This window comes from Methanoregula formicica SMSP, from assembly GCF_000327485.1.
GTDB classification, from domain to species: Archaea; Halobacteriota; Methanomicrobia; order Methanomicrobiales; family Methanospirillaceae; genus Methanoregula; species Methanoregula formicica.
The window spans coordinates 1,927,559-1,950,093 of sequence record NC_019943.1; the positions used below are offsets into that span (position 1 = coordinate 1,927,559).

The 22,535-nt window shown below is 52.6% G+C and carries 27 protein-coding genes; 13 read left to right on the forward strand and 14 right to left on the reverse strand.

The window, feature by feature from the left end; genetic code table 11:
* Nucleotides 1-19 precede the first annotated feature (19 nt).
* The gene (locus METFOR_RS09665; RefSeq protein WP_015285952.1) at nt 20-457 is read right to left on the reverse strand and encodes a hypothetical protein; all 438 of its coding nucleotides are present in this window, start codon (nt 455-457) and stop codon (nt 20-22) included.
* Between the two features lie 211 nt (nt 458-668).
* Between METFOR_RS09665 and METFOR_RS09670 the strand changes: the two genes are divergently transcribed.
* Complete coding sequence (locus tag METFOR_RS09670) at nt 669-2,810, forward strand: SpoIIE family protein phosphatase (RefSeq protein ID WP_015285953.1); 2,142 nt, start codon at nt 669-671, stop codon at nt 2,808-2,810.
* A 79-nt stretch (nt 2,811-2,889) separates the two neighbouring features.
* Here METFOR_RS09670 and METFOR_RS09675 read toward each other — a convergent pair whose 3' ends face one another.
* Nucleotides 2,890-3,465, reverse strand: coding sequence for an LEA type 2 family protein (locus METFOR_RS09675; protein WP_015285954.1), 576 nt, complete (start codon nt 3,463-3,465; stop codon nt 2,890-2,892).
* Nucleotides 3,466-3,982: 517 nt separating this feature from the next.
* On the opposite strand from METFOR_RS09675, the gene METFOR_RS14600 reads away from it, so the two are divergent.
* Nucleotides 3,983-4,492 carry an META domain-containing protein gene (locus METFOR_RS14600; protein WP_015285955.1) on the forward strand — a complete coding sequence of 170 codons (510 nt, stop codon included), beginning with the start codon at nt 3,983-3,985 and terminating at the stop codon, nt 4,490-4,492.
* Between the two features lie 82 nt (nt 4,493-4,574).
* Nucleotides 4,575-5,933: a cache domain-containing protein gene (locus tag METFOR_RS09685; protein ID WP_015285956.1), complete on the forward strand. Its 1,359-nt coding sequence runs from the start codon at nt 4,575-4,577 to the stop codon at nt 5,931-5,933.
* Nucleotides 5,934-6,186: 253 nt separating this feature from the next.
* Here METFOR_RS09685 and METFOR_RS14605 read toward each other — a convergent pair whose 3' ends face one another.
* The 6 genes from METFOR_RS14605 to METFOR_RS09715 form a co-directional block, all read right to left on the reverse strand.
* Nucleotides 6,187-6,600 carry a tellurite resistance TerB family protein gene (locus METFOR_RS14605; RefSeq protein WP_015285957.1) on the reverse strand — a complete coding sequence of 138 codons (414 nt, stop codon included), beginning with the start codon at nt 6,598-6,600 and terminating at the stop codon, nt 6,187-6,189.
* 182 nt (nt 6,601-6,782) lie between these two features.
* Nucleotides 6,783-6,962: a CxxC-x17-CxxC domain-containing protein gene (locus tag METFOR_RS09695; RefSeq protein ID WP_015285958.1), complete on the reverse strand. Its 180-nt coding sequence runs from the start codon at nt 6,960-6,962 to the stop codon at nt 6,783-6,785.
* A gap of 94 nt (nt 6,963-7,056) precedes the next feature.
* Entirely contained in the window at nt 7,057-7,398 is a 342-nt protein-coding gene (gene eif1A, locus METFOR_RS15015) for a translation initiation factor eIF-1A (protein WP_148277742.1), read from the reverse strand.
* A 62-nt stretch (nt 7,399-7,460) separates the two neighbouring features.
* Complete coding sequence (locus tag METFOR_RS09705; protein WP_233504390.1) at nt 7,461-8,036, reverse strand: HD domain-containing protein; 576 nt, start codon at nt 8,034-8,036, stop codon at nt 7,461-7,463.
* Between the two features lie 25 nt (nt 8,037-8,061).
* Entirely contained in the window at nt 8,062-9,465 is a 1,404-nt protein-coding gene (locus METFOR_RS09710; protein ID WP_015285961.1) for an MATE family efflux transporter, read from the reverse strand.
* Nucleotides 9,452-9,856 carry a MarR family winged helix-turn-helix transcriptional regulator gene (locus METFOR_RS09715; protein WP_148277743.1) on the reverse strand — a complete coding sequence of 135 codons (405 nt, stop codon included), beginning with the start codon at nt 9,854-9,856 and terminating at the stop codon, nt 9,452-9,454. Before METFOR_RS09715 ends, METFOR_RS09710 begins: the two co-directional genes overlap by 14 nt.
* A 279-nt stretch (nt 9,857-10,135) precedes the next feature.
* Here METFOR_RS09715 and METFOR_RS09720 point away from each other — a divergent pair, with 279 nt between their 5' ends.
* Complete coding sequence (locus METFOR_RS09720; RefSeq protein WP_015285963.1) at nt 10,136-10,318, forward strand: hypothetical protein; 183 nt, start codon at nt 10,136-10,138, stop codon at nt 10,316-10,318.
* A complete protein-coding gene (gene pscS / locus METFOR_RS09725; RefSeq protein ID WP_015285964.1) occupies nt 10,315-11,496 on the forward strand; it encodes an O-phospho-L-seryl-tRNA:Cys-tRNA synthase in 1,182 nt (393 codons plus the stop codon). Before METFOR_RS09720 ends, pscS begins: the two co-directional genes overlap by 4 nt.
* 66 nt (nt 11,497-11,562) lie before the next feature.
* Here pscS and METFOR_RS09730 read toward each other — a convergent pair whose 3' ends face one another.
* Nucleotides 11,563-12,009, reverse strand: coding sequence for a tetratricopeptide repeat protein (locus METFOR_RS09730; RefSeq protein ID WP_015285965.1), 447 nt, complete (start codon nt 12,007-12,009; stop codon nt 11,563-11,565).
* A 115-nt stretch (nt 12,010-12,124) separates the two neighbouring features.
* Between METFOR_RS09730 and METFOR_RS09735 the strand changes: the two genes are divergently transcribed.
* Genes METFOR_RS09735 through METFOR_RS09745 form a run of 3 tightly spaced genes read left to right on the forward strand, consistent with a single transcriptional unit; the run spans nt 12,125 to nt 12,795 of the window.
* Nucleotides 12,125-12,319 (forward strand): hypothetical protein, encoded by a 195-nt coding sequence (locus METFOR_RS09735; protein ID WP_015285966.1) that lies wholly within the window; start codon nt 12,125-12,127, stop codon nt 12,317-12,319.
* A gap of 46 nt (nt 12,320-12,365) precedes the next feature.
* On the forward strand, nt 12,366-12,578 hold the full coding sequence (locus tag METFOR_RS09740; protein WP_015285967.1) for a type II toxin-antitoxin system HicB family antitoxin: 213 nt from the start codon (nt 12,366-12,368) through the stop codon (nt 12,576-12,578).
* Entirely contained in the window at nt 12,565-12,795 is a 231-nt protein-coding gene (locus METFOR_RS09745; protein WP_048110925.1) for a type II toxin-antitoxin system HicA family toxin, read from the forward strand. Before METFOR_RS09740 ends, METFOR_RS09745 begins: the two co-directional genes overlap by 14 nt.
* 78 nt (nt 12,796-12,873) lie before the next feature.
* Here METFOR_RS09745 and METFOR_RS09750 read toward each other — a convergent pair whose 3' ends face one another.
* Both METFOR_RS09750 and METFOR_RS09755 read right to left on the reverse strand, forming a co-directional pair.
* Nucleotides 12,874-13,215 carry a HepT-like ribonuclease domain-containing protein gene (locus tag METFOR_RS09750; protein WP_015285968.1) on the reverse strand — a complete coding sequence of 114 codons (342 nt, stop codon included), beginning with the start codon at nt 13,213-13,215 and terminating at the stop codon, nt 12,874-12,876.
* Nucleotides 13,202-13,513 (reverse strand): nucleotidyltransferase family protein, encoded by a 312-nt coding sequence (locus METFOR_RS09755; protein WP_015285969.1) that lies wholly within the window; start codon nt 13,511-13,513, stop codon nt 13,202-13,204. Before METFOR_RS09755 ends, METFOR_RS09750 begins: the two co-directional genes overlap by 14 nt.
* Nucleotides 13,514-13,714: 201 nt before the next feature.
* Between METFOR_RS09755 and METFOR_RS09760 the strand changes: the two genes are divergently transcribed.
* On the forward strand, nt 13,715-14,008 hold the full coding sequence (locus tag METFOR_RS09760) for a nucleotidyltransferase family protein (RefSeq protein WP_015285970.1): 294 nt from the start codon (nt 13,715-13,717) through the stop codon (nt 14,006-14,008).
* Between the two features lie 1,831 nt (nt 14,009-15,839).
* On the opposite strand, the gene METFOR_RS09765 is transcribed toward METFOR_RS09760, so the two are convergent.
* Nucleotides 15,840-16,913, reverse strand: coding sequence for a chymotrypsin family serine protease (locus tag METFOR_RS09765; RefSeq protein ID WP_015285971.1), 1,074 nt, complete (start codon nt 16,911-16,913; stop codon nt 15,840-15,842).
* A 193-nt stretch (nt 16,914-17,106) separates the two neighbouring features.
* On the opposite strand from METFOR_RS09765, the gene METFOR_RS09770 reads away from it, so the two are divergent.
* Nucleotides 17,107-17,574 (forward strand): winged helix-turn-helix domain-containing protein, encoded by a 468-nt coding sequence (locus METFOR_RS09770; protein WP_015285972.1) that lies wholly within the window; start codon nt 17,107-17,109, stop codon nt 17,572-17,574.
* A gap of 753 nt (nt 17,575-18,327) precedes the next feature.
* Here METFOR_RS09770 and METFOR_RS09780 read toward each other — a convergent pair.
* Both METFOR_RS09780 and METFOR_RS09785 read right to left on the reverse strand, forming a co-directional pair.
* Complete coding sequence (locus METFOR_RS09780; RefSeq protein ID WP_158491376.1) at nt 18,328-19,011, reverse strand: winged helix-turn-helix transcriptional regulator; 684 nt, start codon at nt 19,009-19,011, stop codon at nt 18,328-18,330.
* Nucleotides 19,012-19,136: 125 nt separating this feature from the next.
* Nucleotides 19,137-19,640 (reverse strand): hypothetical protein, encoded by a 504-nt coding sequence (locus METFOR_RS09785; RefSeq protein ID WP_233504392.1) that lies wholly within the window; start codon nt 19,638-19,640, stop codon nt 19,137-19,139.
* Nucleotides 19,641-19,890: 250 nt separating this feature from the next.
* On the opposite strand from METFOR_RS09785, the gene METFOR_RS09790 reads away from it, so the two are divergent.
* Genes METFOR_RS09790 through METFOR_RS09800 form a run of 3 tightly spaced genes read left to right on the forward strand, consistent with a single transcriptional unit; the run spans nt 19,891 to nt 22,454 of the window.
* Nucleotides 19,891-20,823 (forward strand): phospholipase C/P1 nuclease family protein, encoded by a 933-nt coding sequence (locus METFOR_RS09790; protein ID WP_048110927.1) that lies wholly within the window; start codon nt 19,891-19,893, stop codon nt 20,821-20,823.
* 21 nt (nt 20,824-20,844) lie between these two features.
* Nucleotides 20,845-21,564: a hypothetical protein gene (locus tag METFOR_RS09795; protein ID WP_015285976.1), complete on the forward strand. Its 720-nt coding sequence runs from the start codon at nt 20,845-20,847 to the stop codon at nt 21,562-21,564.
* Entirely contained in the window at nt 21,561-22,454 is an 894-nt protein-coding gene (locus METFOR_RS09800) for a hypothetical protein (protein ID WP_158491377.1), read from the forward strand. Before METFOR_RS09795 ends, METFOR_RS09800 begins: the two co-directional genes overlap by 4 nt.
* Nucleotides 22,455-22,535 lie beyond the last annotated feature (81 nt).

Genomic DNA, 22,535 nt, shown 5'->3' on the forward strand with positions numbered 1-22,535 from the left:
CACGGGAGACCGGCCCGGATCAGAGGGGCCAGCGGCATTTCCCGCCGGTGCGTTTGAGCGAGGGGCAGCGGTTGAAATAGGTCTCCCCCCATACCCACGGCTGGTAGTTCCAGCACATCTCGGGCTTTACCGCGTGGATCCCGCAGAGGTACCGGGTCTTTGCCACCCGGCGCAGGAACGGGCAGACCGCCGGATACTCCCCGGTCTCCGTGTTGCGCATCTCAAACGAGACAACATCCCCCAGGTCCCCGGTCTTCAGGCACGTACAGGAAACGGGATCCCCGTGCTCCATGAAGGCAATGAACCATTTCAGGATATCGGTCCTCCCCTGCTCGATCCAGACATACACATTGGGGGCAGAGGGGGCAATGCCGGGCCCGAAGATCCGGCAGCAGAGGCCGCACTGCTCGCACGGTTCGTCGTCTGAAGGGGCGCCGCCTGCAAGAGGTTCTGTCATGATTCTCTGGTCTACTATTCACCCGGAAGCGCGATAAGGATTGTTGGTTCGGATGCCATTACCTGCCGTTACCTCCCGCCAGCCTGCAGGGGATAATGGAGGTTTCGGGGTTTATTGGAGAAACACCGGGTGGAGATCACAACCGGACAACGGCAGTCCATTGCAGTACGGATACGAATGTTTTTTTTAAACAGAACGCCGATTCCATACAATGGCCAGTAGCGGGAAGAGTGCAGACAGGTTCAGTTTCTCCGTCAGGACAAAGATCCTTCTCGCGTTTCTTGCCCTTTCCCTTGGCGCCCTCCTTATCACGGCGTTCATCGCTTTTGTGCAGATGGAAGACACCGGGCAGTATGCCATAACCAGCAGCATCAGTCTCGGAAACCGTGCCAGTGCGGACAGCACGGCAGCGCTGGAACGCGATGCACAGGCATCGCTCCTCAGGCTGGCAAAAGACCAGGCATATATCAGCAATATCATCATCGAACAGGTCGGCGACGACCTGAACATCATGGCGTATTACGCCGGTGAGATCCATAAAAATCCCGGGATGGTCCGGGACCTTCACCTCCCCACGCAGGATGAGCGGCCGGAGAATCCGCTCTCAACCTCCGTGGTGTTTTATTCGCCCGGTGCCGAAAAGACCATCTCTTCAGAAGAAGTCCAGGCAGCCGGCATGATGACCCAGATCTTCATACCGGTTTATGCAACCGATCCCCAGACCTCCGCGGTTTTTGTCGGGACCGAGAGCGGGGTTTCGGTCATCTACCCGTGGACCACCGGCCTGAACGCGTCGTTCGATCCCCGCCTGCGGAGCTGGTTCATCGATGCAAAGAAGAATGGTGGCATCACCTGGTCCGATCCCTATGTCGACCTGCTCGGCCACGGCCTCATGATCACCTGCTCCCGGCCGGTCTATGACAACAGCACCGGCCGCCTCTGGGTTGTCGGTGCCGATGTCACCATCGAGACGATCAACCAGAAAATCATCAGCACGCAGGTGGGTGACCGCGGGTACGCGATGCTGATCGATGAGAACGGCAACATCATCACCCGCCCGGGCTTAACTGCCGGGGACCAGCGGTGGGATGCGTCCTTCGTGACGGAGAACCTGCTCCAGAGCGACAACCCGGGGCTTGTCGCCGTTGCCCGGGAGATGGTGGCCGGCCAGACGGGTATTGCCCGGGTCACGTACGAGGACGGGGACCGCTTTATTGCCTATGCCCCGGTCACCAGCGTGAACTGGAGCGTCGGCGTGGTCATGCCCGTCGATGAGGTGACTGCCCCTGCCCGTGCAACGAGCACACGTATCGACACGGACACAGCAACGGTTGCAGCGCACATTGACCGGCAGCAGAATACGGTGCAGGCCATCTTCCTCATCCTCTCCATCATCCTTATCGTAATCGTCGGCATCCTCGCGTATTTCTTCGCGCAATACCTCACAAGGCCCCTTGCCGCACTCAGGAATGGTGCCGAAGCAATTGGCCGGGGAGACCTCGAGTACCGCGTGCAGGTCGCTACGCAGGATGAATTCGGGACACTGGCCGACACCTTCAACCGGATGGCATCTGACCTGAGGGAGTACATCAGCACCCTGAAACGGACCACGGCCGAAAAGGAGCGGATGTTAAAAGAACTGGAGATTGCAAAGGGAATCCAGCAGAGTTTCCTCCCCGAATCCGCGCCCGATCTCCCCGGGTTCGATCTTGCCGGGTACAACCTTCCGGCGCTTGAGGTGGGCGGGGACTTCTATGATTTCATACCGCTCGATTCCGATCACTACGGCCTCGTGATCGCAGACGTCTCAGGCAAAGGCGTCCCGGCAGCCCTGTTCATGGCCCTCTCCCGGACCCTGATCCGGGCAAGCGCAACCTCGGTGGACGACCCGGTCCGATCCATCCGCGAGGCTAACCGGCACATCTTTGCGGACTCCAAAACGAGCATGTTTGTCACGCTCTTCTACGCCGTCCTTGACTGTAGGGAGAAGTCGCTGATGTTTGTCAATGCCGGCCACAACCCGCCCCTGTACCTTGGCGCCGGCACCAGTAATGTCAGGCTCCTGAATGCCGAGGGGATCGCTCTTGGCGTGCTGGACGAGATCGAGCTCAAGTCCGTCACCATCCCGCTCCATCCCGGGGATGTTGTCGTCCTGTACACGGACGGGGTGACCGAGGCAACGAACGAGAAGGACGAGGAGTATGGCATCGAGCGGCTGATGCAATGCGTCGAGGATGCAAAAGCCCTCTCCTCGCAGGCGATCATCGATGCCATTGTCCACGAGGTGGTGGCATTTGCCGGCACCCACCCCCAGCATGACGATATCACGGTCATGGTACTGAAGGTGCTCTGACCCGGGCCGGATTTGCCCATGTCACTCACAGGCATAAAAAAGAATAGACCGGGATCCTGTTGCTAGGACCCCCTTTCCCTTATTCAGGGAGTGTCCCCAGGATGATCTCCCGGCCCTGGCTGATCACTTCAGATGTATTGACTGATATTCCGGCAACCGAGATCTCCGGAAGAAGGTTTGTGAACTCCTCCAGATAGAACACCCGTTCCTGCGCAAACGGCAGTTCATAGGACATCACCTTCAGGTCGATTGCCGCCGTCCCGTTCACCTTCACGGTGAGCGCTCCGTCTTTCACCAGCGTCCCGACCGCCTGTGCTGCCTGCATGGTCCCGATCTTAACCGGAATAGTAAAAGAGGTGTTGCCACTTTCCTTCACGCGGATATGCGCGAGCTCGCCATGGCCGAGATACTGGTCGGATCCGCTGCTCACATAATACAGGTCAAATGCGGTCCTGATGAGGTCCGCCCCGACAGGATGGGGATTGAAGATATTCACCGTTGTATTGACCGTCAGGGTCCGGAGCGAGACGTCAGATAACGTGACATCGGTCACGGTTACCACAGGAGGTTTCACAGGGGTCTCCGTGCTGCACCCGGCAAAGAGGATGCTGAGGAAAAAGAGCAGGAAGATACCGAAAATGAGGTATGTGGACATACCTGAGAACTCGGCCGGAAACGGTAAAAGATTGCGATCGGAAAAATCTGCTCTGCAGAAAAACCCCTTCTGGATAATTCCCCCCTTGCGCCTCCGACGGGTTTGAAAAACCAGGAGGATGAGAAGAACGCGGCTGCGTTCTTCGACTCGGAGGCGCCGGCGATGCCTCGGCATTACCTGAAAAGGATACTCTGACAAAGAGTTATTTCATAAAAAGAAACCAAAGCCGCCGCGGGGAGTCAATCGCCGCATCAGTGGGGATTGACGGGAGAAGGTCTCAGCCTTCGACTTCGCCCTTCGGGGATTGAGTGGTTCATCAGAACCAAGAAATCGAGAAGAACCATCCGGTTCATCGAGTCGGTGGCGGCCATTCATCACAATCAGGGGTATGGGGGCATAAGCGCCCATCATCACTTCAAACGATTTCAACAGAGCAGAAAAATCCGGACAATCGCATTTCGACAAACGCAAGGGCTGGAAACGAAACGGTTAACGTATTGCCGGGTGAACACCGGGTATGCCGGATTCTCCCGAACCATCAGACGACAGCACGGAAAAGACCTCGCCTGCCGACACGCCAAAAGGGTATATGATCTCCCTTGCCGTGGTGCTCATGGGCATCCTCATCGTCATGGTCTTTTTCATGAATCTCTTCGGGCAGGAGGCAACAGCCTCAACCGCCATCACCCAGCACCGGTGGTCGCTTGAGTCCTATGCCGGCCCCGGTGGCGCCACCGTACCGGTCCAGGACGGCACAACCGTCACCGCCCTGTTTTCGACCGATGGTAAAGTCACCGGCTCCGGGGGCTGTAACCAGTATTCTGCCCGCTACCTGGTGAGGGATACCCTGATGATTGTGTCGGAAATCACGACCACCAAGATGAACTGTCCTGAAAATGGCGTGATGATCCAGGAGTCCCGGTATTACTCACTCCTGGAAAACACCGCGGCGCTTCGCGTGCGTGACCGGGTCCTGACGTTGTACGACACCGCCGGGGAACCGCTGCTCGTTTTTGCCGCTGCATAACGAAGGAGAATAGAAAAAGACTGCGGGGGAGAACGATCACCTGTAAAAATACTTAATAAAGGTAAATTCAATAATTCCCCCCATGTTACCGGAACGTGTCATCATCGCATTTCTTCTCATTCTTGCCGTACTCACTGTTTTTTCCGGCTGCGCCATGCAGGCACCCGCTCCGACTGAAAAGGAAACAATCCAAAAAACCGCCACAACCGGGTCCACAAAAGAGCAGATGGTCGCTTTCGTGAAAGAGGCCATCACGTATGCGCACTCCCATGACAAGGAAACCGCTCTTACAGAATTCTCCAACCGGAACGGCTCGTTTGTCCGCGGCGATCTCTACCTCTATGCGTACGATTTCAACGGCACCACGATCGCCCACCCGGTGAACCCCGAGAAGATCGGCGTCAACCGGCTGTACGAGCGGGATGCGCTGGACAACTTCTTCATATACGACCTCCGGGCCGCAGCCATCAACGGCTCCGGGTTCGCTGAGTATGCCTACATCAACCCGGTCCACAACAAAACCGTAGAGAAGAAGCTAGGGTATGTCGAGAAGGTTGACGATACCTGGTGGCTGGGATCCGGCATCTACTACGGGCCTGCGACACCTGCAGAATCAACCGCATCGGCCACCGGCCCGGCAAGCTCCCGTGCCCTCAAAGAGTACGTGGACAACGCAGCCGCGTACGCAATGGCAAACGGGAAGAACGCCGCCATCGCTGCGTTCAACAACCGGTCCGGCCCGTTCGTGCAGGGGCCCGACACGTACGTGTACGCCCTCGACTACACGGGAACTGCACTCGCCCTGCCCTTCCAGCCGGAAAAAGTCGGTACGGACTTCCTGCCCGTCAAAGACCCGGCAGGAAAGCCTTACACGGCAATCGAGATCCAGCTCGCGCGGGCCGGTGGCGGCTATCTCCTGTACCAGTACCCGGACCCGGCCGCGAACCTGACCCCTGCCCTCAAGATCAGTTACGTCCGCCCGGTAGACGATACCTACTGGATCGGGGCAGGCATCTACACAAGCGAGGATCGCCTCATCGATACGCAGCTGAAGCAGTTCGTTCTTGGCGCAAAGGACTTTTACTGGAAGTACGGGAAGGAGGCAGCCCTTGCCGAGTTCAATAAGCCGGATGGCATGTTCAAAAGCGGCGAACTCTACATCTTTGCCAATGACTACAACGGCACTGTGCTCGCGTGGCCGTACCGCCCCGACATGATCGGGAAGAACCACCGGAATGCAACCGACGCCGTGGGCGAGCACCACATTGCCGAACTCCTCGACAAGGCAAAAAACGGCGGCGGCATGACCGCGTATTACACGGGGGATCCATTGACCAACACCACCGCGCTCAAGATCAGTTATGTGACGGATGTCGACGGGACATGGATGCTCGGCGCCGGGAAGTATATCCGGCCTGACTCCCGGGTCCTGCTTCCCTGATCCTCACCCTTTTGTTACAATCTGTCCTCAAGGCGTAACGATCACGCACTGCATGCAGCGATATGCGGTTTTTACACCTGCCGGTATCACGAGAACCGTAAAAGAACCCTTGTCCACTATGACAACCGGGGCTCAACGAGGTTCCCCTCTAGCCAGCCAGGAATAACCACTCTAGCACAACAAACCCGGCCATGCACGCGGCATATACGCCCCAAGGAACCAGTTCACGGGCGCACCGGGAGTGAAAAAAGGGTTATGAGAAGATCGAGAAGTCGTTCTTGATCGCAATTGCCTCGATGATGGGCTTGAGGGCAGCCTCGGAGACGCCGAACTTGTCCATGTACATCTGGAGGACTGCCTTCTCTTCGCCGGCAAGGACGCCGTCTGCCATGGCAAGGTCGCAGAGGATTGCAAGCGTTGCCAGTTTCTGCTTCTCGTCAAGAGTTGCGGCAACCATATCGATGACGCCGGGGAACTTGTTGGCCTTTAAGACATCCATCGCAGTCTGGATGGACTTCTTGTCGCCGCGAACGATTTTCGCAAGGTCGTTGATCTCGGCTTCATCGATGACGCCGTCTGCGGCAATGACGGTGATTGCCGAGAGCACGAGGGCTGACTTGGGCGTGAGCGTTGCTGGTTTTCCGGTTAACTTGTCAAAAATACCCATGATACTACCATTCCTATGGATTGCTCCAGTACTTGCCCGGCTGACCTATTGACCGTTTCGGTGTCCGCAACCATGCCGGCAGGCACTCCCCCGGGGCAATAACCAGAAAGATAGAGCATCCGCTCCTGACAGCAACCGTTGCAGAAGAATAGCGCTGGAGAAGAACACAAAAGAAAAAAAATTTAGAACCGGGGTTTCCGGTGCTTGGGGAGGCAGTCGCGGCAGTAAACCGGCCTGCCCTCAGTCGGCTTGAACGGAACTTCGCATTCCTTTCCACAGTCCGAACAGGTTGTCTTTGTCATTTCGCGGGGACCGAAGTCTCTGGGGCCCCTGTTTCCACCAAAATTATTTGATCCGTACATAATTCTTTCTCTAACAGTCTTGTGAAAACTGCTGAACAGTATTAGTTAGTGGAGTATAATAAATGCAGGTATCCTGCAGGAAAACAAAAAGGGGTCAGGAGAGGTAATTGTTCTTGCGCAGCCAGTCAGCCTGCGGCGGGAGGTAGCGGTACAGGATATCGCACTTCTCGTCCTGGAAACTCCACGGGGCGATGATCAGGATGTCGCCTTCGCGGATCCATGCCCGCTTCTTGATCTTGCCCTTGATCCTGCCCATCCGCTCAACGCCGTCCTGGCACCGGACGCGGATGTGGTTTGCCCCCATCATCAGTTCCGCGCAGGCAAACTGCTCGTTTAAGCGCTTTTTTGGCAGCCTGACGCGGACGACCGGCGTCCCGTCGGGATTGAATTCAGGGGTTCCATCGGAATTTCCAGGTTTATTTGCATGAGGATTAATGAAAACAGCTCCGTAATAGTGTACTATTGACGCCGCGAACAATGAAGGTATGGGTCAGGCGCTCAGGGAACGGGGACCCGGATCTCGTCCTCCATGAGCAGAAGGAACCGGAGAAGGATCGCATGCCGTTTCGCGGCAATCTGCCGGGCGGTCTTTGTGTACATCCGGTCCGGTAATTTCAGCAGTTTCTCGTGGAAATGGTTGATCCCGTCCTGCATCGTTGTCCTGTGTTCCCCGGCACGCATGAACGTCCGTGCAATCCCGACCGCACCCAGCGCATCCAGCTTGTCGGCATCGGACAGGATCCGTGCTTCCAGGCTTTCGGGTTCTGCCGCGGTGGTGAAGCGATGGGTGCGGATTGCTGCTGCAATGATACGTACCGCACCGGCATCGTACCCGAGGGAATTAAGATACTCTTCTGCCATTCTTGCCCCCTCCTGCTCATGGGGAAGGCCGCATTCCTTCTCCAGCGGGCGGGCGATATCGTGGAGCAGGGCTGCCGGGACCAGGATCGCCATGTCAGCGCCCTCCGCCCTCCCAATCCGTTCGCAGAGGGAGGTCACACGCTCGACATGGTCGAAGCCATGGGAGCCGCCATTGCCCATGACCGTGCGGGCATGATCATGTATCTTCTGCATCACCGGGTCCATACTCCTTCCCTCCCTATCCCGTAGCAATCAGCCGTTCGATATAGTACCGCGCCCAGAGGAACGCGACCGTCCCGCCGATGATGTCCCCGGCAACGATGCCCCACCAGACGCCGTGCTCCCCGAAACCGAGCACGATCCCGAAGAGGTACGTGAAGACCGCGATGAAGGCAAGGTTCCGCAGCAGGGTGATCATGAGCGAGGTGAGCCCCTTGCCGGTTGCCTGGAAGATCGACCCGGACATGATCCCGGGAGGTACAAACGGATAGAACAGGCACATGGTTGCAAGGAATGCCGCGATCTCCGGTGCAAGGTGTGCACTGTCGGCAGAGTACGAGAAGATGAGGGCGATCTGGTGCGCGAAGATGAAGGTCAGGGCGCTTGTCACAAGGGCGATCGCCATGCCGAACAGGACCGAGAACCGGTGGGCAACCCGGATCTTCCCGAACATCCGGGCACCGTATGCCGCCCCGGCAACCGAGATTAAGGATGTGCTGATACCGACCAGCGGGATGATGGCAAAGAAGACCACGCGCCACCCGGCGGTATAGACCGCAACCGCATCGGTACCGGCCGTGATGACAAGCAGCCCGTTGATGAAGATCGCGATAACCGACATTAAGAAGAACTCTACACTTGCCGGCAGGCCCACGCCCAGGATGTCGCGGATTGTCCTGCCATGCCACGCAAATGACCGCAGCGAGATCGTGACATACGTATCCTTGCGGAAGACCAGCCAGTAGAGCATCACGCACGAGACCATCACAAGCGAGAGGAGCATCCCCCACGCGGCGCCGGCAATCCCCATGCCGGCAGTGTAGATGAGCAGGGGATCGAGGACCATGTTCAGGATCGAGGACGCGGCCATGACGTACATCGCGCGCTTCGTGTCTCCTTCAGCCCGCAGGATCGCGTACCCGATGTTCGTGAAGAAGATGAAGAACATGCCAAGGAAGACCACCTGCCCGTACTGGGTTGCAAGGGCCGTGGTCTCGCCGGCACCAAAGAGGATGACGATGGGTTCGGTGAGAAGGATGAGCGGGAGGGTCAGGACTGCCGAGAGGAGGAGCGTTATGATAATCGCGTGGGATGCCGCACTGTCGGCACCGGGCTTGTCCTTTGCCCCGATCCTCCGGGAGATTACCGATGCCACGCCGGCGCCAAGGCCGCTTGCCGCGCCCATCAGGATCATGAAGAGCGGGGTCACAAAGCCGACCGCAGCAAGGGCATCGGAGCCAAGGCCGGCAACCCAGATGGCGTTGACGATGTTGTACGTTGACATCAGGAGCATTGCCACGATCATCGGGCCGGAGAGTTTGAGGATCGCCTTCTTGGGATCGCCCATGAGGAGCGCAACTCCTTCCTTCAGTTTTGCATCCTCCGGAACCTCCGGAGACGGGACGGGGTTACTCCCTGTCATTGGCATGCCCTCCTTCGGTATCCATATACGAAAAAACGTTCAGGGTCACGGTGCGCATCAGGTGGCGGCAGGTCTTTTTGTCCTGCGCTGTCAGACCACAAAAAGCAAGGGACTCCCATGCACGGTTGATCGCGTGGAGCGCCGGAAGCGCCTGTTCTCCTTTTTCCGTAAGAAAGAGCCGGACCGCCCGCCGGTTGCCGGGATCGGTGATGCGCCGGATATATCCTGCGGTTTCGAGTTTTTTTACCGCACGGGCTATCGTTCCCTTGTCGAGATGGTAATGCCGGACAAGGGTCTCCTGCGTGATGTTCTGCTCCTTTGCCAGGAGCATGAGGACGGGGAACTGGCCGGCAGAGAGGCCCATCGGCCTGAGCCGGTCATTCAGGAACATGGTTCTCCCGCGGTTGGTTATCGAGACTATTGCACCAAACGGGATCTCCGTGGAATGACACGATGGAGAATGCACCCGGTATAATGGACGGGGTCGCGAATAAATGTTGTCAATGCAACAATTAATCTTCGGGGTGTCAGGGCAATAGGACAAGGCGCCCGACAAATAAAGAGCAAAAGAGCAAGAAACTTACGTACGTATCCGGACTTCCATTCAGGCCCCGGCACAGAACGCAGGTACTTAATTTCCCGGACGTCTATACAATAATCAGGTGAATCCATGTCAAAACGGGCAGTCGACATGACCTTCCAGGCAATCTACACGCTGACGGACCTCCGCATCCTCCTCCGCGAGACCGCGCCATTGCACGAGCTCGATGCGAAGCAGAAGGAGCAGGCATTACGCCTGCTTGAAAACCTCGAGCGGCAGGTTGGCTCGCTGAAGCAGGAGATGCTGAAATGAGGTGCGGGCAGGGCATCGAGGCCCGGCAGGTGGACGAGCTCTTCATCAACATCGATCCGATCCAGGCCGGCGGCCGGCTCACGGCCGATGCGATGAAAGCGGTCGTGGCGTACGGCGACGGGTACTCGGTCTGCGACAACTGCCGGAAGCCCAACCGGCTCGACTACATTGCAAAGCCGCCGATCGCGGAGTTCCACAAGGACGTTGCAAAGTGGCTGAACATGGACGCGGTCCGCACCGTGCCCGGCGCCCGGCGCGGGTTCCAGGCCGTTGCCCACACGTACGTGAACAAGGGCGACCCGGTGCTCCTCACCTCCCTCTCGCATTACACGGAGTTCCTCGCGGTGGAAGAGTCGGGGGGAGTCGCCCGGGAGATCCCGGCAAACGACCAGAAGCTTGTCACGCCCGATGCAACTGCGGAGAAGATCGAGGCCGTGAAACGCGAGTTCGGCAGGGCGCCCGTCCTTGCCTTCATCGATCACGTGGACTACCAGTACGGCAACATGCACGACGTTGCCGGCATTGCGAAGGTCTGCCGCCAGTACGATGTCCCCATTGTCTACAACGGCGCCTACACGGTCGGCATCCTGCCGGTTGACGGGAAGGCGATGGGCGTTGATTTCGTGGTCGGCTCGGGCCACAAGAGCATGGCTGCCCCCGCCCCCTCGGGAGTCCTCGCGGCAACGGCAGAACGCGAGAAGGAGGTCTTCCGCACGACCGCCATCATCGGCGATGTGACGAACCGGAAGTTCGGGATCAAGGAGCCGGAGATGATGGGCTGTACGCTGATGGGCGTGACGCTCGTGGGCATGATGGCATCGTTCCCGCACGTGAAGGAGCGGACGAAACATTTCGACAAGGAGCTCGCGAACCACAAGATTGTCATGGACGCCCTCCTCTCGATCGAAGGAACAAAGTGTCTCTCGGAATTCCCGCGGAAGCACACGATGACCCGCATCGATACGATCGCGTCGTTCGACAAAGTCGCAGAGTCGCACAAGAAACGCGGGTACTATCTCCAGAGTGCGCTGGAGGAGAAAGGGATCACGGGCGTTATTCCCGGCGCAACGAAAGTCTGGAAGTTCAACACGTACGGGACGACACGGAAGCAGGCGGAACACCTGGGCCGGGCGTTCGTGGAAATTGCGAGAGAGAACGGGCTCGCTGTGAAGGGATAATTTTTTTTTTTTTTGATTTTTTTTTCTTTTCCCGCCCCGTCCCGGATCTCGTTCCCGGTTACCTTGTCATGGAACAGCCGGCCCCCTTCGGAGCATGATGAAATAATTGGCATTGGTGTCCCGGCCATTCACCCGGTACTGCTGGAATGAGGGATCCAAGCGGCAGGCGGTCTCAAAACAGGCGTCGGCCTCGTCATATTGTCTCATGTTCCGGAGGGTGATACTTTTCCCGAGCCAGCAGATCGCGTTGTCCGGCTCCAGGGCAAGACCCCGGTTGTAACTCTCGATCGCAACATCGTACTGGCCGAGAACACTGTTGTAGGACATTCCCCGGATGCACCAGGCCGTTGCGTTCTGCGGGTGTTCATCCACCATCCGGTCCGCGTCCTTCAGGCTGGCGACGGCTTTTTCCGCAAAAACCCGGGCCTGACCGGATGGATCCTCCCCGGGAAAACTGCATCCGCACGCGATCAGGAAAATTCCCAGGATGAGCAGGATGGGAACGATTTTCATTGCTGTTCCGTTGGTTTTATAAAAATAAAATTTTTGTTAGAAAGTGTGGCGTGGTGCTCAGCCTCGCGACCACCATACTATTCTCATCATAAAGCCGGATAAAGTATACCTGAGCATGAAGACTCTTATCGAAGTCCATCAGAAAGGAAAATATTTCGTAGCTGTTGATCTTCTCACGAATGTTGCCGACCAGGGATTATCTGAAAATGATGCGATACGGAACCTCAGGAAAGGCCTTGAGGAACATTACGTCCTGAAAAATTTTTTTGACAACCGGCACAAGAGAGACATAAATCCTTCCGGGCATTAACAAAGGATTTAGGAATGGAAAACCAAACCTGATTCCGGAGTATTCCATGTCAACATTTACCGCTGTGCTTCACAAGGAGGATGACACCTATGTGGCCGAATGCCCGGAAGTAGGGACGGTCAGCCAGGGAAAAACCATAGAAGAAGCGGTCAGCAACCTGAAAGAAGCAACCGAGTTATACCTTGAGGAATTTCCCCTGACAAAAAAGAAACGGGCAATTCTTACAACCTTTGAAGTGTCATCGGTTGCCACATCATAGACCGGTAGCCGGTGAAGAAGCAATAAAGATCCTCTGCAATCATTTTAGCTTTTCTGTATCCGGCCAGTCTGGCAGCCATGTGCGTCTTTCCAAAATGACCGATGAAGGAAAGATCGGGACCGTTGTCCCCCTGCATGAAGAATTAAAGCCGGGGACATTGCGGGGAGTGCTCAGGTTGGCCAGGGTCGGAGTCGAAGATTTTTACCAGTACGTCTGAGGGAATATGTCCCTGCATAAGTTTGTCATTGTTATTGAAAAAACAGGAAAACTGGTTTAAATAATTTTTACGCATCCCTCACTTTTCAAGAAGGGCCTTCACTTCGCGAGTGAGCTGGGGAAGATTTGTTTCAACAACACCCCATACGACATTATCAGAAATTGTCGAGTACCCGTGAATCAGCCGGTTGCGAAAAGAGATGATCCGCGAGGAATTGCTGATCAGTTCGGCCACGTTTGCGTCACGCCGAATTGCCTGGCATAGTGCTTCACCGGCAATTTCAAACTGGCGCTCGACTGCGGAGCGAAGTAAGGGATCATTCTGGTAATCGGCGAACGTTTTTCCGGCAGTAAACTGTGCAATCAGATCGCAGGCTTCTGCGATATCAAAAAAATATTTTTTCGTCTCATGCGGCAGCATAGATCTCGACCTGCGTATCTTCGAGAGATTTGCGGAAATACGGGTTATGGATCGGACCTGGCTCCACGAGATCAACCGGGCGGTTGAGCAGGTGTTCGAGATCCTCTGCCAAGCCAAAATATTGTTCCGCATGATCCCCGGGCTGCATCTTCTCGAATTCAACGAGCAGATCGAGATCGCTCCTTTCGGGATCGAACCGGTCATCTGTCGCGGAACCAAAAAGCGCCAAGCGCCGGACTCTGCGATGCGAGCAAATCCGGATAATTTCGTCAAGGTTCTGCTCGATAATGCGGTGCATGAAGACTCTCCCGGTTTTTCCAATGGTTCTTAGTAATGTGGTGATCGTACTCCCTGATATCGCTTGTGATGATCCGAGCGGTACGCCGGTCATGAGATCCTTTGAAATATTTTTATCTGAGATACAATCCATTCGACCATCGTTCACACCGTGAGAGAAATAATTAATGGCTGGTACATCAGATAGGGAGGTGAGAGCCTTATGACAAGCCGTGACGAAATTCTTGATCTGCTCAAATCAATAAAGAGCGATCTTACCTCACGGTATAAAGTCCGCAGCATTGGCCTTTTTGGTTCATTTGCCCGGATGGAAGGACGGACAGACAGCGACGTAGATCTCCTTGTCGATTTTTGTGAGGGCGCAGATCTTTTTGATCTTATCGAACTGTCGGACTATCCTGAAGAAAAGATCGGAAGGCATGTGGATCTTGCTACCCCGCGGGCACACCGGCCGGAGATACGTGACGGCATTTACCGGGATGTTGTGTACGCATGAGGGAATACCGGCTCCTGCTTTCCCAAACCGGCAATTACAATTCAAAGACGTAGGTCTTCGAAGATGTCTACGACGGTGCGATTCTCCTCTCCGACGGAACACTCCGGATCAAACCCTCCCTCCCGGCTCATTTCGCGTGCCCATGTCCAGAAAAATCTGCGATCGTCCAACAGGGAGGTCCTATATTGACATTTTTTCAGGGCAATCCTGCGCCAGGATTGGGGAAATATTCGCGCTACGGGCGTATTTTCAAAACACTGTACTCTAATTCGCAAAAAAGTGCGACCTGCCGAAAACCGGTTTTTTAAAATGGGCTCCGATTCGAAAAATACGCGATTTACGGAGAGATCGGATTTAGGAGACGGAAAGTCCCCGGAAGCACCCCGTAGCAGAGGTGAGATGCCCCCCTCCGTCGTGAGAGTATCCCGGGATTTAGGGAACCCTCATATGGGTCAAATTACCTCGAAGAACCCTGCGGATTATTCGAAGTTCGGCATTCAGCCTCACTTCTCGCCGTGGAAATTCTGCTGAATCTCCCCGCTTCTCATCCACCAGGTCTGAAAACCTGTCGGATGTGACAGATTTTTTGAAGAGGAGGAATTTGCACTATTAATATAGGGCAAATTCCGAGTCGAGAAGGACAACGGAAGTCGTTCTTCGAAGAGGCTGGATCTGCACTATCTTAGTAGGGACTTTCAGGCCCATTTCCGTCGGGCACCGTCGGAGAGTGAGAGGGGGAGGGGTGATGTCTTCATATATCAGGCTGGCGAATCTGCCGGATTTTTTTTGCGTTGGCCAAGACTGCATGAAAAATATTTGTAGCGAATTTTTTGCAGCGGATGCGTGAAAAAATTTTACGTGTTACATGATTGCAGAAATTTTTTCAAAAGCGCAAAAGAAAAAATCTGCAAAGGCCCGGCAATTTTTTGTAAAAGATTTTGAAACTTTATTGCGGGGGCTGAGGGGCTGATGGATTTTTTCAGGCCCCAGTGATGACTGGTAATTGAGGCCGCCGCGGGGCGCCCTTCGGGGAGGTAATCGTCGCATCAGCGAGGATTACCTGGAGAATCTCGAAAGTCGCCAGACTTAAGAGATGAGAAGAACGAAGTTCTTCGAAGGCATCAGCCTTCGACTTTGGCGGCGGCAAGCATCCCTCAGGGGTATCGGGACATCAGCCCCCATCTTTGAGAAATAAGATTTTTACTGAACAGAAATTTTCTTGCAAGGTCCGGTTGATCAGCTCGCGGACATTGGGCAGGGGCTGAGGAGTTGCTTGAAAAATTTTAAGCAAAGTCCGGAAATATTTTTTCGAGCAGGGTCTGGTTGAATTCCCGGATATTTTTACGACGGCGAAGGATTTTCCGGTTTTGCGTTCAGGAAGATCCGGTTATCATTTTGCATGCAGGGTCTGCCTGAAATTTTTTGAGCAGGGTTTGATTAAAAATTTTTGAGCAAGGTCTGGTTGATCGGCTCGCGGGTTTCGAGCAGGGGGTAGGGGCGTGTTTGAAAATTTTTGGCCAGGGTCCGGTTTAAATTTTCCTGGCAGGGTTGCCGGAAATGGTTCCCGGTTGGGGGCAGAGTATGATTGTTGCATGGGTGGGGGCGGGCCGGATGGATGAGGGAGTGCGTTTGCCGATGATTTCTGGAATGAGTGGATGTGATTCTTGAATAGGGAAAAGAATTTCGCTCTTGTCTGAATGTTTTTCATTGGGGATAGACCCACGGTCTTTAGGCCGCGTTTGTCGGTTCGGATCGGTCTGTGAATTGTGGGAATGGGGGATGGTGACAGGCAATTACTACCAGACGCCAGAAAAAAAGAGAGAATGATTCCTTAACTCAAATCGTTTATAATATTTGAGATTGGCGAGAAGAACGAATACCCTGCTCCCCCACCCCATTGAACACCGAGAAGCTGAATGTGCTGGTTCGAATCCTTAATGTATACCGGAGCACCGCTGTCACCACTTGTTGAGGGGTAATCTGCCAACCACTGATTTTGGATGATCTTGTCAAAGAAACTGTTATATATCGAAGTTTCCCGTACCACTGTTCCGGTTGTTACCCCGCTTGAGATGCCGGACATGGTTACTCCGAGACCCACGTACGGGGTCATCGTCCCATACACCCATGGCTGGCTGCCGGAACTTTCAAAGATCTGGTTTGATGTGCTGCTGTACTGGATCCAAGCTGAGTCTGAAGTCGCGCCAAGCGATGAAACGGTCAGGGAACCGATTGAACTTGATAAATCGGGCTGGTAAACCGCATCTCCGACGTCCCCGATATGTCCTGCGGTAATAAAACCACTCTGTCCCCCGCGTGTAGCCGCAAAACCTGTTGTTGCCGCGCCGATATTGGTTGCTTCCTGAACCCCGCCGATAATTGGTCTCCAGGTATCGCTTCTCCCCAGATCAAGATGGGCTATGGGTTCCCTGCAGAATATGACCGGGACGTTATCGATTCCCTGCTTTTTTGCTTCCGTGGCAACAATGGAGTAAATAGCATCCATTGTTTTTTCATCCACGGTCGTGTTCTCATAGATCCCTACGGTAACTGTCCCCAGGGCATCGTAACCATAGGACAGCACCGGACCCTCCGGGTAGGAATATTGTTTCGTAACGGAATCATCAGTTGCTTCATAGAGATTATGCAGTTTTTTATACAGGATATCCCGCTCCGTGATACCGGTGATATCTTTCATCGCACCTTTAGAGGCAACGTTGTGATCCTTATCATACGATGGGACAGGCCCATACGATTTGATCAGGTTTTCCGTATACCATGGTGCCTGCGAGGCGTAGATTTTCTCATCAACGATTACTCCGGATATGCTCAGCTGCTCTGCCGATACGCTCCCGGTCAGGAGAAGAAGGCAGAGAAGCGCTGAAAAAATAATCCACTTTTTCATGATTCTCACGTTTCCGTTTATGTTCGAAGACACCAATCTTCATGGGACGTTTGGAGAAGCCGGGTTAATATGCATAAGAAAATGGAAGATTTTGATCTAACAATTTCCTAAAGGTGGTGCGTATGCTATCTCTTGATATCTGATGTCACTACGAAGATTTGATATAATATTTTTCTCTAATTATACTCTTATCATGGAGGACCCGGCTGAATATACCCTTGATAAATCCACCATCGGAAGCCTCTCCTCTGAAACACGGGTCCAGATCCTTGCATCGCTCCGTGCCCGGCAGAAAACAAACGCGGAACTGTCCAAGGAGCTTGACTTAAAACCCCCGACCATCCATCACCATCTCGAACAACTGAAAGAGGCCGGCCTTATTGAATCCCGGGAAGATGGCCACAAATGGATATATTACCGTCTCACACCGTTCGGGCAGGCCCTGTTCGATCCTGACAAGAGGATGAAGGTGTCCATCGTACTGTCAACGGTTCTTACGTTTATCACCGGTCTGGTTGCGATTTGTACGTTTTTTGTCCAGCCCCGGTTGACTGTCCGGCTATTCCCGGGACTTGAAGATCCGTATCTCCCGATGTTCGTGGTTGCAGTCGCGGCGGTGATAGTGCAGGTGGGAATTCTCGGGTATGTGATGCGGAGGTAGTGTTCTCTTCCGGGCGAATGAATCTGCCGGGATATTTTCGCGTTGACTTAGACTTCATGAAAAATATTTGTAGCGAATTTTTTTGCAGCGGATGCGAATTTTTTTTGCGTGGTACTTTTTTGCGTGGTACATGATTGCAGAGATTTTTTCGAAAGAGCAAAGAAAAAAATTGCAAAGGCCCGGCATTTTTTTGTAAAAGATTTTGAAACTTTATTGCGGGGGCTGAGGGGCTGATGGATTTTTTCAGGCTCCCGGGATGACTGGTAATTGAGGCCGCTGCGGGGCGCCCTTCGGGGAGGTAATCGTCGCATCAGCGAGGATTACCTGGAGAAGGCATCAGCCTTCGACTTTGGCGGCGGCAAGCATCATGATGGGGGTATGGGGACATCAGTCCCCATCTATACGAAAGATGATTTTTACAGGACAGAAATTTTTGAGCAAGGCAGAAATTTTTGAGCAAGGTCCGGATGATCAGCTCGCAGACTTTGTGCAGGGGCTGAGGGCTTGCCTGAATAATTTCAAGCAAAGTCCGGAAATTTTTTTTTCACGCAGGATCTGCTCAAAAGTACCTCGGGCAGGGTCTGCCTCAAAGCATGGTGAGCGGGATCTCGTAGAATTCCCGGATTGTTTTACGACGAAGAAGTTTTTTCTGGTCTTGCGTTCTGGAAGATCTGGTTACCATTTTACATGCAGGATCTGCCAGAAATTTTTTGGGCAGGGTCCGGTTGAAATTTTCCCGGCAAAAAGGGCAAATCAATCCCCAGGGATCATTGCGGGCAGGTACTTTTCAAGCACCGGTACGGCTTCCGGATTTAGTGAGTGCCGGATACATTTTCCATCGCGGATGGTAACGATAATCAGGTCGTCCATGAGCTGGTTCATGTGCCATGTCACGGCCGGGCCAGATAAACCAAGGTGGTCTGCAATACCCTTCCGCGATGAATCCGGCATTTGCCAAAGGTACTGAAAAATTTTTACTTTTGTCTCATTCCTCATATGCGCGAGGAGTTTCCTCTCAAGGATTGACCGGCTCTCCGGGTTTTCAAAAAATGCGATAAAGCCCGGATTCGATATCGAGGTGATCTTCCGCGTGATCTGTAACATGGCAAGGTGATACCTGACTGTTCCCAGATTCATATCGAGATCCTTTGCAATTATTGGTGCGGTTGTCCCCGGGTGATCGCGTATTCTCGAATAGATCTCAAGGCGCATCCGGTTATCCAGCACGGTTTTATCCGTGATGTGCCGGTATCCGGAATACAGCAGCATCTTTACGAGGATAAACAATTCGAGAGGATATGTCAGGGCGGGGGATACAGCAACCAGGGAGAAGATGATGATATCTCTCAGGGACAGTTCCCACCACGAGAGCTGTCTTACATCATCCGGGGGATTTTCGATCAGGTAAGGATACCCGCTTTCCACAACATAATTCACGGGAGCGGCCGTGGAAGTGGCTACCAGGAAAAAAAAGGAAATGATAGCAAGGATTGATCTGGATGGATATGAGAACATGCCTTCATTGATATATCATTTCCAATACTATCAGTTTTATGCTTTTTCTAATATGCAGTGAACGAATAATCTTCAACGCCGCTGACACTGGCACCGTAAACACCGAATTTCCATGTTCCCAGGGTAAGGTATCCACCGGGATTTGAGATCCGGAGGACTATCCGTCCATCGGTAATCCCATCCGAACTATCGTAGAATGTTCCGAGATTCTGGTCCGGGGCAAGTATGGTGAGTGCCAGTGAATCAGAGGCGTCTCCCCAGTTGAGATCAACGGTAAGCGATGATGTCAGGGGCAGGACATATTTGGAGAACGTGTCCGTCTCCCCTGTTGTAATCGTATCATAAGCCTTTGGAGATGCAAGGCCGACAAAGGGCAGCTCAACAGGTCTTACTTCATAGGCTGCCGTTTTTTGTTCAACATCCTGTGCATAAACGATCGGAACCAGCACGAGTGCTGCAACGATCAACGCGAGTAATGATCTGCCAAATACCCTCATGGTATCAGGGAAGATGTTGAAACGAGCTGGTCTTACCTTTTCTCTCACATCCATTTACACGTTCAAAAAAAACCCGGACGTGTAAAGACTTGTGAGAGAGATCGTATAAATCTCCGGACATATTTCCTGATAGGGGCGACCGTAGGTTGTCCCGGAAAAGAAGAGGACGGGTTCACCAAGCGACGAACCTGTGTAGAACCCGGTCCCGCCCGCAGGCATGAGGATTTCATCTTCCGATCTTATGAAGGTTGGCTTCGTGCCCCCGGGTGCAGCACTGTGAAGAAGAGAAGGAGATGAAAGAAAAATGTCTCTACGGAAAATAATCACCGTCCTGCTGGCATTGTTGCTGGCGGGGATGGTAGTAGTACCGATGGTGAGTGCTGGGGATAACCTGGTATCAACAGATAAAAAACCACAATCGTCTCCAGAACCCGTTGGTATTGATGTGACAGATGAGGAACTTCGGGAAATGATTGTCACCATTATCAAAGATATCCAGTCATGCAATCTTGACGAGAAAATCAAGGATCAGAATGTCATACTATTATCCACATTTGTAGATGATGACAGTACGATCAACCGAGGAGAACTTGAGAAGACCCTCATTTCCATGGGGCCGGATTGTCTAGAGAAAATCTATAAATCCCCTGCTCCGAAATGGGCAGGCTTCATTCATAATGATATGGCATTAATTGCCGGCCAGAAAATGTCATTGAGTACATCAGAGAGGAACATACTCGCAAATAATGCGGCGGTCCCGGATTCATGGGGTTCATGGAATCATTATAAATTGACCGGGGCAACCAGCGAGGCGGAAAAATATGCCAATATCGCTCGCGCTTATTATCAACAGGGCGATACGACAAAAGGAGCATACAACCTTTCTTACTCGCTCCATTTCATGACTGATATGTCAATGCCATTCCATTATACTCCTTCGGGATTACTGGCCCACGAAGATTATGAGATTTATGTAAGCGATCACTGGACCTCCGGAGATGACGATGAGAAATACCGGGATGTCGTCTCAGGAAATAACTATTATTATATTGTCACGGATGTCAGCGACGCTGCAGATAATCTTATAGACGTCACACACTGGTATCAGACATACCTTGAAGATCAGATAAACAATAATCCCAACTGGCAGGATGATTCACTCTTAAGGGATTATACTCATGACACAATACTCTATGGAGCAAAGTATAACATGGGTCTTATTGACTATGTTAAATGATAATAATCCGTGGAGGATTATATGAAAAAATTCTTTTTTTTTCTCACAAAAATTACAATATGCGTTGTAATTATTATCGTTGTCTTTATCGCAGGTTCTGATTGGTATATCCATGTCAACCAACCAGGGTATTATCAATCTCAATATTCAATCAACATCAGGAATCTTTCCTACTATTCGACGGATGGATTTATCACAGATATCATCGTTCCAATCCCTCAACTAAACCATGAAGACGTGTTTTTCGATGAAAGTATGCAGGGTCAGACTTTTGGTAACTGGAAATCCGTCCTTGTTGCAACAGACGATGGTAAAATGCTGGCCCTGCAATCAACTGGAAATAATCTTTCAGATATTTCTGCTTCGTTTGTTACAGATTACCGTAGAATCGGGACTACCCGGTGGGAAATTAACGATCTTTCCCTGATCCCGGTAATAGAACAACCTGATAATAATGGCATGTCGCAATTCTCCCATTCAACAACCATTGTGTATATCCCGAGAAAGTTTTCATCCATACATGAAGAAAATTCTCCACCGATTACTGTTGACATTGAATACATCGTCTTTGGCGATCGGACAGGTTCCGATTATATTGATGATTACCAGCTCCAAGGAACAATCGTGATTCCTGAGGATTATAGTGGAAAAATTCCTCTGGCGGTTCACGCATATTCTCGGGCACCAATTCCAAGAGATGGAAATATAACGTGGTTGAGGATCAATCCTGAAAGTCCGTGAACATATATTTTCCTCATGAAATAATGGAGAGACTAATGACTGATCCAGATAAGAAAAAAATTGTTTCATATGGTATTGGAATTGCGTTATTCCTGTCACTGACCACGTTCTTCCTGGATATCTGTATTTTTCGCATTTCTAGTATTACCGGAATTATCATTCTATCCGGATTTGCCGTTCTTCTGTGTCTGTTCATCTATATGGCCAAGATGAAATTTTCGTTCAGGGAACTGGTTTTACCGGTGGTTATTGCATTTGGTGCCGCAGTATTAGTACTGATACTGGCAGCCTTTGCTGGGAATGCCCTGATCCATGATATGCCCGGAACGGTCACATATACCGTATCGGTAAACGGGCTCGACCGGTATAACGGGGGACTGGCTACGGATATTATCGTCCCGCTTCCGATGATCAACGGGGAACAGGCATTCAGTGATGATGAACTGCAATACCGGCAGTTCGGGCAATGGAAATCGATGCTTGTTGTAACACCCCAGGGAAAAATGATTGCGTTCCAGTCACTGGACCGGAACCTGACAAATATCCATGCACAGTGGTTCCGGGAATCACGGAAGAATACGATGAAAATCGATAGTTCAAAGGATCTTCTTTCTCCAAGAATTAACCTGACGCAGGTAAACTATACCCGGACCGTTTCACCTGATGTGACTGGCGGAGGATACGTTTCGAAAGTATACATTGAGAAAGAAATGCGGGCTTTTGATGAAAAAAACGGCACGATATCATTTAACATTTCATTCTTCGTATCCGAGGGGACAACCTTGGGATTTTTAGGAAAAACCTACAATGCTCAGGTTTCGGAAGAGATTCCGGCGGGATTCCGGCAGTCGGTCCCGGTAGCGGTGTACATTGAAAAGATTACCGGGTAATTATGATTTGCCTTCTTTGGATCCATGTGAGTGTATTGGGAATTCCAGAGGTTACTGTATCATCCATTAATGAGGACTGTC